Genomic DNA, 12,917 nt, shown 5'->3' with positions numbered 1-12,917 from the left:
AGTCGGCGATCGACCAGGCCAGCGCAAGGCGGGTCAGCGAGCGCGCCGGCGTCGGGGTCGCGGGCAGGCGGGGTCAACGGAACGGCATGCCGGGGACCGTAGACCGGCGGCCGCGACGCGCGCACCCGGATTTCTGGCCCGGCCGGGCCAACGGTTGGCCCCACTGGACGGCGGCGGCCGGGAAGGAGCAGGCTGGAACCGCCGTCGCCGCCGAGAGGACGTGCCCCTGTGACCGCACCGTCGACCCCCACCGTCTGCCGCACGACCGTCGTCCTGGGCTTCCTGGTCACCCTGGCCCTGGTCGGCCGCCCCGCGTGGCTGAGCACGGTCCTCGGGCTGGCGCTGGTCGCCGTCTGGGCCGCCCCGCTGGTGGTCCGCCGGCACCACGTGGTGGAGGTCGCGGCCGAGGCGCCCGCGGAGGCCGGAGCGGTCTGACCCGGGCCGTCCGGGTCAGGTCAGCTCGACGAGGGCCTCGATGCCGAGCCACAGGCCGAAGACGAAGAACAGCACCGCGGCGCCGATGGCGATGACCCGCTCCGGCAGCCGCTTGCCCAGCGCCCGGCCCACCACGATGGCCAGCGCGTCGGCGGCCACCATGCCGAGCGTCGAGCCCAGCCAGGTGCCGAACCAGCCGTAGTCGGTGGCCAGCGTGATGGTCGCGAGCATGGTCTTGTCGCCCAGCTCGGCCAGGAAGAACGCCGTCCCGACGGCGATGATCGCCCGCTTGCCGGCCCGGTTGACCTTGTCCTGCTCGTCCTCGGTGAGCTCGTCCCCGCGCAGCGTCCACACGCCGAAGGCGACGAAGGCCAGCGCGGCGGCCAGGTTGATCCAGCCGGTGGGCAGCGCGGCGCCCAGCCCGAATCCGATCGCCACCGAGGCGAGGTGCACGACCGCCGTGGCGATCGTGATGCCCACCAGCACCGGCCACACCCGGAACCGGGTGGCGAAGGTCAGGGCCATGAGCTGGGACTTGTCCCCGAGCTCGGCGACGAAGATGACGCCGAAGGAGACGAGCGTGCTGACGAGAACTGCGTCCACGGGAGCGGGTCGGGCCTCTCTGGTCCGGCCGGGGGAGACGCGAGACCTCGACCCGGCACGTACTGCCTGGATCGAAGGTCTCGCCCGCCCCGCCTGGACGAGGCCGCGCGGCCGGACCGGCTCCCGGCGGACCGGGACGGTCAGTGTGTCGACCGCGACATTGGGGGCTACTCCCCTTCGCTGCGTCCCAGGGTAGCGGCCGGGCCCCCGCAGGTCACCGTGACGGTCGACTCACCCCGCGCGCCGGGGCCTCGCGCCCGCCCGCGGCGCGCGACGAGGGCCGCCGGTTGGTGGCCAGGAGGAACGGCGCGGCCCACACGGCGGCGAGCAGGACCACCAGCAGCGCGGCCAGCCAGCCGGGCCGGCCGGCCACGGCGAGGACGACGACGTACACCCCGACGACGGCGGTCCGGGCGGCTGTCCGGGTGGAGAGCGGGTGTCCCACGGCGTCCCTCCTGGCTCAGGGAACGGACAGCTCGGCCGACGGCACCGAGATCCCGTAGTCGCGGATCTTGCGGTAGATGGTCGCCCGCGACATCGCCAGCCGGCGGGCCGCCTCGACCTTGTTCCCCCCGGCGTCGACCAGCGCCTCGACGATGGCGTCGCACTCCAGCGCCTCCAGCGGCGTGAGCATCCGCTTGGTGGTCGAGCGGCACTCCGGCGGCAGGTCCCGCACCCCGACCACCCCGGAGCGGCGCTTCGCCACGACCTTGCGCAGCACGGCGACGAGCTGGTCGACGTTGCCCGGCCAGCGGTTGTGCGTCAGCACCCGCATCGCCTCGGGCGAGCAGCTCAGCGACCCGTGCCCGAGGCGGGCGAGCAGGTGCGGCACCAGCTCGGCGAGGTCGTCGAGGCGGTGCCGCAGCGGCGGGACGGGCACGGTCCAGGGGAAGCAGGACAGCAGCGCGGCCAGCTCGGGCCCGGGGTCGTGCCCGAGCACCCCGACGGTGGCCACGACCCACGGCCGGCCGGCCCCGGTGGGCTCGCGGTGGGGCTCCAGCACGTCGGCCAGCTCGGCCTGCAGCGGCCGGGGGACCCGGTCGACGTCGGTGAGCACGACGGTGCCGCCCTCGACGGTGAGCTCCTCGGCGATCTCGGCCAGCCAGTCCGGCCCGGCGTCCTCGCCGCGCAGCACCCGCAGCCGCGCGGCCGGCGTGCGCGCCTGGTGGACGGCGCGGGCGACGGTCTCCCGGCCGGACCCGGGTTCGCCCTCCAGCACCAGCCACTCGCCGGCCTGCTGGTGGCGGTCCACCGCCGTCCGGCACTTGGTCCAGGCCGCGCCGGAGCCGACGGCGGCCGACGGCGGCGCCGGGACGGCCCGCGGCGGCCGCCTCTGGGCCACGGGCGCCGTGCTGATCAGCTGCACGTCCAGGACGCCGCCGACGATCCCGCTCCCGCTCACGGTGGGCCGGCAGTGCACCCGGGCGGTCCGCCCGCTCGGCAGGTCGATCAGCAGCGGGTGCCGCCGGCCCTCGGCGAGGGCCTCGCCGGCCTCGGCGAGCAGCGGCTCCTGGTCGGCCGGGTCGAGCAGCTCGCGCGCCCGGTCGTTCATCATGAGCAGGTCCTCGCCGATGGCGAGGACCGGGCCGCGGTTGCGGCGGCAGGCCAGCAGGTAGTCGTTGAGGACGGCGAGCTCCCGCTCCCCCGACTGCTCCAGCAGCACCTGCTCGATCTGGCGGGTGAGCGTGCCGGCGGTCGCGACCAGCAGCGGCCCGGCGTCGCGCCGCCAGCAGGTCAGGTCGACCACGCCGAGGACCTTGCCGGTGACCGGGTGGCGGATCGGGGCGCCGGCGCAGGCCAGCTCCTCCAGCCGCTCCACGTAGTGCTCGTGGCCGAACACCTGCGCCGGTCCGCGCGCCTCCAGCGCCGTGCCGATGCCGTTGGTGCCGACGAACTGCTCCGCGTAGCTGAACCCGGGGGCCAGGCACACCCGGTCCAGGTGGTGCTCCAGGCCGGAGTCGCCGGTGCGCCGGCTGAGCACGACGCCGTCGTTGTCGCAGAGGATCACGCTCACCGGCTCGGTGGCGAACAGGTCGGCGATCTCCCGCAGCACCGGCTCGGCCGCCCGCGTGAGGACCGTGTCACCGCCCGCCCCGGGCTCGAAGGGCAGGTCCAGGTGGTCGGTGCGCACCCGCCAGAGCCGGGAGCGGGTCCAGGAGGCCAGGATCGGCTCGCGCACCACCCCGGGGACGACCGGCTCGTCGACGAGGAACGACGTCCGGGCCCGTGCCACGTCGGCGCCGCCGACCGGTTCCTCGGACTGCGCCGACCGCCTGCTCGGCACCGGTCGGAGCCCGGACCCCTTCGAAGCCGTCACCGTCGACCCCCTCGACCCTGAGGAGCGCACGTGGCACCGCGCCCGGGCGGCGCACCCGGACGACCCACTGTAGGGAAGCCAACACTAGGAACGGGCCGCTCGGCCGACGTCTCATATTGAGACCCCGGAGTGCGCGGCGAGCCACTGTGATCCGTATCACGAGGAGCACGGTGCAGAGGGACCGCGCCGGGCTCCTCGCCGCCTCCGGGGTCCACGACGCCCGCGTCCGTCGCGGCTTCCGAGGAACCGAGAACGCGCTGCCGCCCGTCGGCAGACGACCGAGTCCCCGACCCCCGATCGTGAGGAGTCGACGTGAGTCGACAGAGCCTGGCGAAGGCCCACCAGAAGATCCAGGAACTGGCCTGGGAGCCCGTCTACCACGAGCCGTACATGAAGTACGGCACCGACTACACCTTCCGGAAGGCGCAGAAGAAGGACCCGCTCAAGCAGATCCTGCGGTCCTACTTCCCCATGGAGGAGGAGAAGGACAACCGCGTCTACGGCGCCGAGGACGGCGCCATCCGCGGCAACATGTTCCGCCAGGTGCAGGAGCGCTGGCTGGAGTGGCAGAAGCTGTTCCTGTCGATCATCCCGCTGCCGGAGATCTCGGCCGCCCGCTCGATGCCGATGCTGTTCCACGCGGTGCCCAACCCGGAGCTGCACAACGGCCAGGCGATCCAGATGATCGACGAGGTACGGCACTCGACGATCCAGCAGAACCTGAAGCGCCTGTACATGACCAACTACATCGACCCGGCCGGCTTCAACAACAGCCTGCGGAACTTCCACAACGACTACGCCGGCACCATCGGCCGGCAGTTCGCCGAGGGGTTCATCACCGGGGACGCGATCACCGCGGCGAGCATCTACCTGACCATCGTCGCGGAGACCGCGTTCACCAACACGCTGTTCGTGGCCATGCCGGCCGAGGCGGCGGCCAACGGCGACTACCTGCTGCCGACGGTCTTCCACTCGGTGCAGTCCGACGAGTCGCGGCACATCTCCAACGGCTACGCCACGCTGCTCATGGCGCTGTCCGACGAGGGCAACCGGCAGCTGCTCGAGCGCGACCTGCGCTACGCGTGGTGGAACAACCACGCCGTCGTCGACGCCGCGATCGGCACCTTCATCGAGTACGGCACCAAGGACCGGCGCAAGGACCGCGAGTCCTACGCGGAGATGTGGCGGCGCTGGATCTACGACGACTACTACCGCAGCTACCTGGTCCCGCTGGAGAAGTACGGCCTCACGGTGCCGCACGACCTCGTCGAGGAGGCCTGGAACCGCATCTGGAACAAGGGCTACGTGCACGAGGTGGCGCAGTTCTTCGCCACCGGGTGGCTGGCGAACTACTGGCGCATCGACGGCATGACCGACGAGGACTTCGAGTGGTTCGAGCACAAGTACCCGGGCTGGTACGACAAGTACGGCAAGTGGTGGGAGAACTACAGCCGGCTGGCCATCCCCAACGGCCACAAGCCGATCGTCGGCGAGGACGTCGACTACGTGTACCCGAACCGCTGCTGGACCTGCATGGTGCCCTGCCTCATCCGTGAGGACATCCAGACCGCCTACGTCGACGGCGTGCACCGCACCTACTGCAGCGAGACCTGCAAGTGGACCGACGTCGAGGCGTTCCGGCCGGTCTACCAGGGCCGGGAGACCCCGAACATGGGCCGCCTGGTCGGGCACCGCGAGTGGGAGACGCTGTACCACGGCTGGACGTGGGACAAGGTGGTCGAGGACATGGGCTACGTCCGCGACGACGGGAAGACGATGACGGCGCAGCCGCACCTCAACCTCGACCCGAAGAAGATGTGGACGACGGAGCACATGAAGCGGCTGCCGGCGCTGCAGAGCCCGAACGTCCTGTTCAACGAGATGAGCGACGCCGAGCGCGAGGCGTTCATCGCCGACTACCGGCGTCAGGGCCCGGCCGGGCGACCGGCCCCCGCACAGAGCGCCTGAGCGCGGGTCAGGCGAGGGGGAGGGTCGGGTGCCCCCCGGCCCTCCCCCGCCACTCCCTCCCTCGTGGCTGAGGGCTGCCCGCGACCGGCCGCACGAGGGATCCGACCCGCACACCGCCAGGGGTGAGTGATGGGCGAGAAGCACCACGTCCGGTTCGAACCGGTCGGGATCGAGATCGAGGTCGACTCCGACCAGACGATCCTGCGCGCCGCCGCCGAGCAGGGCGTCCAGCTCATGCACGGCTGCAAGGAGGGCCAGTGCGCCTCCTGCAAGTCGTTCGTGCTGGAGGGCGAGGACATCGAGCTGGACAGCTACTCGACCTTCGCCCTCCCCGAGTTCGAGAGAGAGGAGGGGCAGACCCTGCTCTGCCGGGCGCACGCCTACGAGGACCTCGTCATCGAGCTGCTCAACTACGACGAGGAGATCATCGCCTCGGGGCTGCCGCTGCGGCAGGGCACGGTCGAGGTGGTCGCCAACGACCCGGTCACGCACGACATGCGGCACCTCGTCGTCCGGCTGCTCGAGCCCGAGGAGATCAAGTACTTCCCGGGCCAGTACATGGACTTCCGGGTGCCGGGCCACGACGAGACCCGGTCGTTCTCGATGGCGAACACCCCGAACCGGGAGGGCGTCTTTGAGTTCGTCATCAAGGTGTACCCGGGCGGTCTGTTCTCGGGGCTGCTGGCCGACGGCATCGTGCCCGGCGACCGGCTCGCCGTGGAGGGGCCCTTCGGCGCCTTCCGGCTCCGCGAGAGCAGCACCGCCGACCTGCTGTTCCTCGGCGGCGGGGCAGGCATCGCGCCGCTGCTGGCCCTGCTGCGGTCGATGGCCGAACGCGGCATCGACCGCAGGGTGACCTTCTACTACGGGGCGCGGACCCTGCGGGACCTGTGCTTCCTGGAGGAGATCGCCAAGCTCGGCGAGCAGCTGCCCGGCTTCACGTTCGTGCCCGCGCTGTCCGAGCCGGCCGGGGACGAGTGGGACGGGGAGACCGGCCTCATCACCGACGTCGTCGCGCGCCGGGAGGCCGACCTCTCCCGGGTGGACGCCTACGTGTGCGGCCCACCCCCGATGGTCGAGGCGGCCCTCGTCGTGCTCCCCCGGCTGGGGCGCAGCGAGGACCACATCTTCTACGACAAGTTCACCACCACCGGTGAACCGGAAGGCTGACTCGAGAAAGGGCAGCGACTGACCATGACAGCCACCACCGAGCCCCGGGTCGAGGAAGTTCCCGGGCGCCCCGAGCGGAGCGTGCCGAAGCCCCAGTTCACCGACGCGGAGGCCGGCGCCAAGGAGTTCCCGGACTCCGGTCCCAGCGCCCGGCGCTACAACTACTACAAGCCGGCGAAGCGGAAGCAGACGCACTACGAGGACGTCACCGTCGAGGTGCAGCCCGACCCGCGGCACTACCTCATGCAGGGCTGGATCTACGGCTTCGCCGACGGGCAGACCGGCTACCCGCTGACCTGGACCAAGCTCAAGGCCTGGGGCGTCGACGACCCACCGCCCGAGCGCGGCGTGGGCACCGGCGGTGGCGGCAAGGACCTCGACTGGCCGGCCCACGGGTGGCACGAGTTCCGCGACCCCAACGAGGAGTGGGAGCAGACGATCTACCGGTACAACGCCAACGTCGTCCGGCAGATCAACCAGAACATCGAGAACGCGCGCAACGCCAAGGCCTTCGACCAGTGGAACAAGAACTGGGTGACCTTCGTCGAGCGCAGCGTCGGCGCCTGGATGCACGTCGAGCACATCCTCGGCCTGTACGTGTTCGCGGGGAACGAGCGCTCCGGCCCGACCAACATGCACAACACCGCGATGGCGGTGAACAGCGCGCACAAGATCCGCTTCGCCCAGGACCTGGCGCTCTACAACCTCACGCTCACCGAGGAGGTACCGGGCTTCGACGGCTCGGCCCACCTGGCCGCGTGGAACGGCGACGCCGAGTGGCAGGGCGTGCGGGAGGTGACCGAGGCGCTGCCGGCGATCGAGGACGACTGGGGCGAGGCGATCTTCGCCACCAACATCGTCTTCGAGCCGCTGATCGGTGAGCTGTTCCGCTCCGGCCTGGTCATGCAGGCCGCGCCCGGCAACGGCGACTTCGTGACACCGACCGTCATCGGCGCCGGCGAGTACGACTACGCCCAGCGCGACCTGCGCTGGACGCAGGCGTGCTTCGGCCCGCTGGTGCAGGACCGCGAGTTCGCCGACCACAACAAGCAGCTCATGCAGGGCTGGCTGGCGCACTGGGTGCCGCGGTGCCTGGGTGCGGCCCGGACCATGCAGCCGCTGTGGTCGCAGCCGGACGCCCGGCCGCCCCGGTTCGAGGACTCCCTCGACCACGCCAAGAACCGCTTCGCCGGGATCGTCACCGACCTCGGCCTGGACGTCCCGAAGGAGCTGACCCAGTGAGCACGACCGCCAGCCCGGCCACCGACCGGTTCGCCGCGAACGCCACGTCGTCGAACCAGTGCGGCATCACCCTGATGAACGACCAGGTCGGCGAGGTGATCGCCGCGGTCATGAAGGAGAAGCCGGGCGTCAGCGTGCGCTACCTGCCCTCGATGATCCGCGTCGACGCCACCCAGACGATGGTCTTCGACTACGACGAGCTCGCCGAGGCGCTCGGCGAGGAGCCCGGCTCGTTCACCTCGGCCGACCTCGAGGAGAGCATGTCGACCCACTACGGGCGGATGGTCCACGAGGACGACCGGACGATCATGTTCGCCAACCCCGAGGACGCCGCCGAGTACCTGGGCTTCGACCTCAAGCCGGTCGCCGCCGGCTGACCCGTGTCCCGGGGCCGCCTCCCGCAGGCCGGGGGGCGGCCCCGCGTCGGCCCGGCGGTCCCGCCCGGCCGGTTCCCACCCGCGCAGAACGACCGACCGACCCACCCCCGTGGCCCCTGGAGGACACCATGGCCAAGGAACTGCGATTCGGCGCCGACGCGCGGCGCCTCCTGCAAGCCGGCGTCGAGCAGCTCGCCGCCTCGGTCAAGCCGACCCTCGGCCCCAAGGGCCGCAACGTGATCCTCGAGCGGATCACCGGCTCCCCCGAGGTGACCAATGACGGCGTCACCATCGCCCGGGAGATCCACCTGCGCGACCAGTTCGAGAACATGGGCGCCCAGCTGGTCAAGGAAGCGGCGATCAAGACCAACGACACCGTCGGCGACGGGACGACGACGGCGATCGTGCTGGCCGAGGCGATCGTCCGCCAGGGCATGGCCGCGATCGCCGACGGCGGCAACCCGGTCCTGGTCAAGCGGGGCATCGACATCGCCGTCGCCCGGCTCGTCCAGCACCTGGCGGCGGTGGCCCACCCGCTGCGCGACGAGCAGGACTACGCCCGGGTGGCCGCCATCTCGGCCAACGACGACGACGTGATCGGCGGCGCGGTGGCGCGGGCGCTGCACACGGTCGGCGAGGGCGGCGTGGTCACCGTGGAGGACTCCCCGGTGCTGGGCATCGACGTCGACTTCGTCGAGGACTTCGAGTTCGACAACGGCTACGTCTCCCCGTACATGGTCACCGACGTCGGCCGGCTGGAGGCCGTGATCGAGGACTGCTACGTCCTGCTCACCGCGCACAAGATCACCGACGTCAAGTCGCTGATGCCGGTGCTGGACAGCATCATGCGCGCGCCCCGACCGCTGGTGATCATCGCCGAGACGGTCGAGGGCACGGCCCTGCAGATGCTGGTGCACAACCACGTCAACGGGCTGTTCCGGTGCGTGGCCGTGCAGGCCCCGGGCTTCGGCGAGAAGCGCATCCACCTGCTCGAGGACGTCGCCGCGCTGACCGGCGGGCAGGTCCACTCCCGGGCGTCGGCGTTCTCCCTGGAGCAGATGACCACCGCGCACCTCGGCCGCGCCGACCAGGTGCGGGTCACCAGCGACCACACCACGATCATCGGGGGGCACGGGGCGCCGGAGGCCCGCGAGCGGCGGCTGACCCAGCTGCGCGCCGAGCTGGAGCGGGCCACCATCGGCACCGACGAGGACTTCCTGTCCGAGCGGATCGCCCGCCTGTCCGGCAAGGCCGCCGTCATCCGCGTCGGCGCGCCGACCAACGCCGAGGCCAAGGAGATCCGCCACCGGGTGGACGACTCGCTGCAGGCCACCCGCGCGGCGATGGCCGAGGGCATCCTGGCCGGCGGCGGCGCGGCGCTGCTGCACGCCGAGCCCGCGCTCGACGACCTCGACGTCACCGGCGACTACCGGGTCGGGGTGGAGATCGTGCGCCGGGCGCTCAGCGACCCGGTTCAGCTGATCGCCGCCAACGCCGGGTACGACGCCGAGGACGTGGTCAAGCACGTGAGCACCATGGCCGTCGACGAGGGCTTCGACGCCCTGCAGGGCCGCTACGGCGACATGGTGGAGATGGGCGTGATCGACCCGCTGCGCGTGGTCCGCTCCGCGCTGCAGAACGGCGCCTCCGTCGCCGGCCTGGTGCTGACCACCGACTCGCTCGTGGCCGAGGAGCAGACCCCCTGGAACAAGTCCCTGATGACCGAGTTCGGCCAGCTGGACGAGGGGCTGCCCCAGCCGTCGCCGGACCCCAGCACCCCGCAGTCCCTGGGCCTCGGCCCGTCCATGGGGTGAGGCCGGCCAGGACGCAGGGGGCTCTCGGTGCCGAGAGCCCCCTGCGCCGACCGGCGATCAGGGCCTCGACCCCTGTCTCACATTGAGACGCACGCCGCACCGGGGGATCCGTACGTTCCCGTCCACGAGGTCTCCGAGCCCGAGGAGCGCGCATGCGAGCCGTCCGCGTCCACCGCTACCACGAAGACCCCAGCGTCGACGACATCGGCGAGCCCAAGCTCCAGGGGCCGCTGGACGTCATCGTCAAGATCGGCGGCGCCGGCGTCTGCCGCACGGACCTGCACATCATCGAGGGGCAGTGGGACGAGATCCAGCACCCCGAGCTGCCGTACGTGATCGGGCACGAGAACGCCGGCTGGGTGCACGAGGTCGGTGAGGGCGTCACGAACGTCGCCGTCGGCGACACGGTGATCCTGCACCCGCAGCCCAGCTGCGGGCTGTGCGCCGCCTGCCGCGCCGGCGACGACATGCACTGCGAGAACGCGTTCTTCCCGGGCCTGTCCGACAACGACGGCGGCATGGCCGAGTACCTGCGCACCTCCGCGCGGGCCTGCGTGAAGCTCGACCCCAGCACCAACCCGGCCGACGTCGCCGCGCTGGCCGACGCCGGGATCACCGCCTACCACGCCGTGCGCAAGGCCGTGCCGCTGCTGCACCCCGGGACGACCACCGTGGTCCAGGGCGCCGGCGGCCTCGGGCACATCGGCATCCAGTGCCTCAAGGCGCTCACCGCCACGCGGGTCGTCGTCGTCGACAAGAACCCCGACGCGCTGGCGCTGGCCACGCAGATCGGCGCCGACGAGACCGTCGTCGCCGACGGCGACCACGTCGCCGCCGTCACCGAGCTCACCGGGGGCGGCGCGACGGTCGTGCTCGACTTCGTCGCCGAGCAGGGCGCGGAGATGGACGGCTGGCACATGACCGGCCCCGGGGGCTCGCTGTTCGTCATCGGCTACGGCGGCGAGCTGCGCATCCCCACGCTCGACTTCGTGGCCGGGGAGAAGAACATCGTCGGCAACATCGTCGGCACGTACACCGACCTGTCCGAGCTCATGGTCCTGGCCCAGGCGGGCAAGGTCACGCTGCACACCCAGCAGTACCCGCTCGACCGGGCGGTGGAAGCCCTGCACGACCTCGACGCCGGGAAGGTGCGGGGTCGCGCCATCCTCGTCCCCTGATCCCGCTGCCCGGATCCCGCTGTCCGGATCCCGCTGTCCGAATCCGCACTGCCTGATTTCCGCAACGACGCGAGAGGTGTCCGCACATGTACGAGAAGGATGGCGAGAAGTACTTCGTCGTTGATTCCCACATGCACTTCTGGGACGCCAGCCGGGAGAACTGGGTCGAAGGTCGGGAAGACCTGGCCAAGGGCTGGATCGACTGCTTCTACGGCTACCACAAGCTGGCCCCGGAGGACACCCACTGGGACTGGGAGCGGTACCTCAAGGTCTCCGAGGACGACCTGATGCGGGACGTCTTCGAGGAGGGCTACGTCGACAAGGCCATCTTCCAGTCGACGTACCTGAAGTACTGGTACAAGAACGGCTTCAACACCGCCGAGCAGAACGGCTCGCTGCTCGAGAAGCACCCCGACAAGTTCATCGTCAACGGCCGCTGGGACCCGCGCGACGGCGACGAGGGGATGCGGCAGCTGGAGGAGGACGCCCGGCGCTGGAACCTCAAGGGCGTCAAGCTCTACACCGCCGAGTGGCACGAGAACGGCTCGCGCGGCTGGAAGCTCACCGACCCCGAGTCCTACCGGTTCCTGGAGAAGTGCCGCGAGCTGGGCATCACGAACGTCCACGCGCACAAGGGCCCGACGATCTGGCCGCTGAACAAGGACGCGTTCTCCATGGACGACGTCGACCAGGCCGCCACCGACTTCCCCGACCTGAACTTCATCATCGAGCACGCCGGCATCCCGCGGATCGACGACTTCGCCTACATGGCCGTCCAGGAGCCCAACGTGTACGCCGGGCTGTCGGTGGTCATCGGCGGCCTCATGCACGCCCGGCCGAAGTTCTTCGCCAAGTGCATGGGTGAGCTGCTGTTCTGGGTCGGCGAGGACCGGCTCACGTTCGGCAGCGACTACAACATCTGGACGCCGAAGTGGCAGGTGGAGGGCTTCGTCGACTGGCAGATGCCCGACGACGAGGCGTTCACCGACTACCCGCGGCTCACCACGGCGACCAAGAAGAAGATCCTGGGCCTCAACGCCGCCAAGCTCTACGGCATCGAGGTGCCGGAGGAGTGCCGGCTGCCCGAGCCGCCGGCCATCCCGCAGCAGCAGCCCGGCGAGCAGCTGCTCACCGAGTCGGCCGCACCCGCGGGGGCGCAGGCGTGACCCTGCGCGACTCCGTCTGGGAGGCGCTGGCGACGGTGCTCGACCCGGAGCTCGACGAGCCCATCACGGCCCTCGACTTCGTGGCCTCCTGCACCGTCTCCGGCGACGGGGTCGCGTCGGTGCACCTGCGTCTGCCGACGTTCTTCTGCGCGCCCAACTTCTCGTTCCTGATGGTCGCCGACGCCTACGACGCGGTGACGGCGGTGGACGGGGTGACGCGGGCGGAGATCGTCCTCGACGACCACCACGCCGCGCCGGAGATCAACGGCGGGGTCGCCGCCCAGGCCGGGTTCGCCGAGACGTTCCGCGGCGAGGCCGACGCCGAGCTGGCCGAGCTGCGGCGGTACTTCCTCGAGAAGGCCGTCGTCGCCGGGCAGGACCGGGTGGCCCGGCCGCTGGTGGACGCCGGCGCGGGCCCCGACGAGCTGGCCCGGCTCACCCTCGGGGCGGCGCCGCCCTCGCGCGACCTGGACCGGCTCCGGCAGCGCCGGGCCGCGCTCGGCCTCCCGGCCGGCGACGACGCGCCGCTGCTGGTCCACCCGGACGGCAGCCGGGTCGCCGCGGGGGGGCGGGCTCGGGCTCCGGCGGGCGCCCCCACGACCCCCCCGGGGGGCGGATGTCACACCACCGGCTGTCGCGGCGGAGAC

12 protein-coding genes are annotated in these 12,917 nt (G+C 71.5%); 9 read left to right on the top strand and 3 right to left on the bottom strand.

Going from position 1 to position 12,917, the window contains the following annotated elements:
- The first annotated feature begins 228 nt into the window (after positions 1–228).
- A complete protein-coding gene (locus ACI78S_RS17345; protein ID WP_456975558.1) occupies positions 229–435 on the top strand; it encodes a hypothetical protein in 207 nt (68 codons plus the stop codon).
- Between the two features lie 15 nt (positions 436–450).
- On the opposite strand, the gene ACI78S_RS17340 is transcribed toward ACI78S_RS17345, so the two are convergent.
- The 3 genes from ACI78S_RS17340 to ACI78S_RS17330 form a co-directional block, all read right to left on the bottom strand.
- Positions 451–1,038: a TMEM165/GDT1 family protein gene (locus ACI78S_RS17340; RefSeq protein ID WP_456975556.1), complete on the bottom strand. Its 588-nt coding sequence runs from the start codon at positions 1,036–1,038 to the stop codon at positions 451–453.
- A 214-nt stretch (positions 1,039–1,252) separates the two neighbouring features.
- On the bottom strand, positions 1,253–1,483 hold the full coding sequence (locus ACI78S_RS17335) for a hypothetical protein (RefSeq protein WP_456975554.1): 231 nt from the start codon (positions 1,481–1,483) through the stop codon (positions 1,253–1,255).
- A 15-nt stretch (positions 1,484–1,498) separates the two neighbouring features.
- The gene (locus tag ACI78S_RS17330; RefSeq protein WP_456975552.1) at positions 1,499–3,322 is read right to left on the bottom strand and encodes a sigma-54-dependent Fis family transcriptional regulator; all 1,824 of its coding nucleotides are present in this window, start codon (positions 3,320–3,322) and stop codon (positions 1,499–1,501) included.
- Between the two features lie 345 nt (positions 3,323–3,667).
- Between ACI78S_RS17330 and ACI78S_RS17325 the strand changes: the two genes are divergently transcribed.
- The 8 genes from ACI78S_RS17325 to ACI78S_RS17290 form a co-directional block, all read left to right on the top strand.
- On the top strand, positions 3,668–5,323 hold the full coding sequence (locus ACI78S_RS17325) for a hypothetical protein (protein WP_456975550.1): 1,656 nt from the start codon (positions 3,668–3,670) through the stop codon (positions 5,321–5,323).
- Positions 5,324–5,452: 129 nt separating this feature from the next.
- Positions 5,453–6,493 (top strand): FAD-binding oxidoreductase, encoded by a 1,041-nt coding sequence (locus ACI78S_RS17320; protein WP_456975548.1) that lies wholly within the window; start codon positions 5,453–5,455, stop codon positions 6,491–6,493.
- Between the two features lie 81 nt (positions 6,494–6,574).
- Positions 6,575–7,735, top strand: coding sequence for a hypothetical protein (locus tag ACI78S_RS17315; RefSeq protein ID WP_456975547.1), 1,161 nt, complete (start codon positions 6,575–6,577; stop codon positions 7,733–7,735).
- Positions 7,732–8,112 (top strand): propane 2-monooxygenase effector subunit MimD, encoded by a 381-nt coding sequence (gene mimD, locus ACI78S_RS17310; RefSeq protein WP_456975545.1) that lies wholly within the window; start codon positions 7,732–7,734, stop codon positions 8,110–8,112. Before ACI78S_RS17315 ends, mimD begins: the two co-directional genes overlap by 4 nt.
- A 128-nt stretch (positions 8,113–8,240) precedes the next feature.
- Positions 8,241–9,926, top strand: coding sequence for a chaperonin GroEL (gene groL / locus ACI78S_RS17305; protein WP_456975543.1), 1,686 nt, complete (start codon positions 8,241–8,243; stop codon positions 9,924–9,926).
- A gap of 152 nt (positions 9,927–10,078) precedes the next feature.
- Complete coding sequence (locus tag ACI78S_RS17300; RefSeq protein WP_456975541.1) at positions 10,079–11,104, top strand: NAD(P)-dependent alcohol dehydrogenase; 1,026 nt, start codon at positions 10,079–10,081, stop codon at positions 11,102–11,104.
- 86 nt (positions 11,105–11,190) lie between these two features.
- Positions 11,191–12,270 carry an amidohydrolase family protein gene (locus ACI78S_RS17295; RefSeq protein ID WP_456975539.1) on the top strand — a complete coding sequence of 360 codons (1,080 nt, stop codon included), beginning with the start codon at positions 11,191–11,193 and terminating at the stop codon, positions 12,268–12,270.
- A partial coding sequence (locus ACI78S_RS17290) for an iron-sulfur cluster assembly protein (protein ID WP_456975537.1) occupies positions 12,267–12,917 on the top strand: 651 nt, incomplete at its 3' end. The genes ACI78S_RS17295 and ACI78S_RS17290, both read left to right, overlap by 4 nt.

This window comes from Geodermatophilus sp. SYSU D00815, from assembly GCF_054050035.1.
This window is presented reverse-complemented; position numbering and strand designations above follow the sequence as displayed.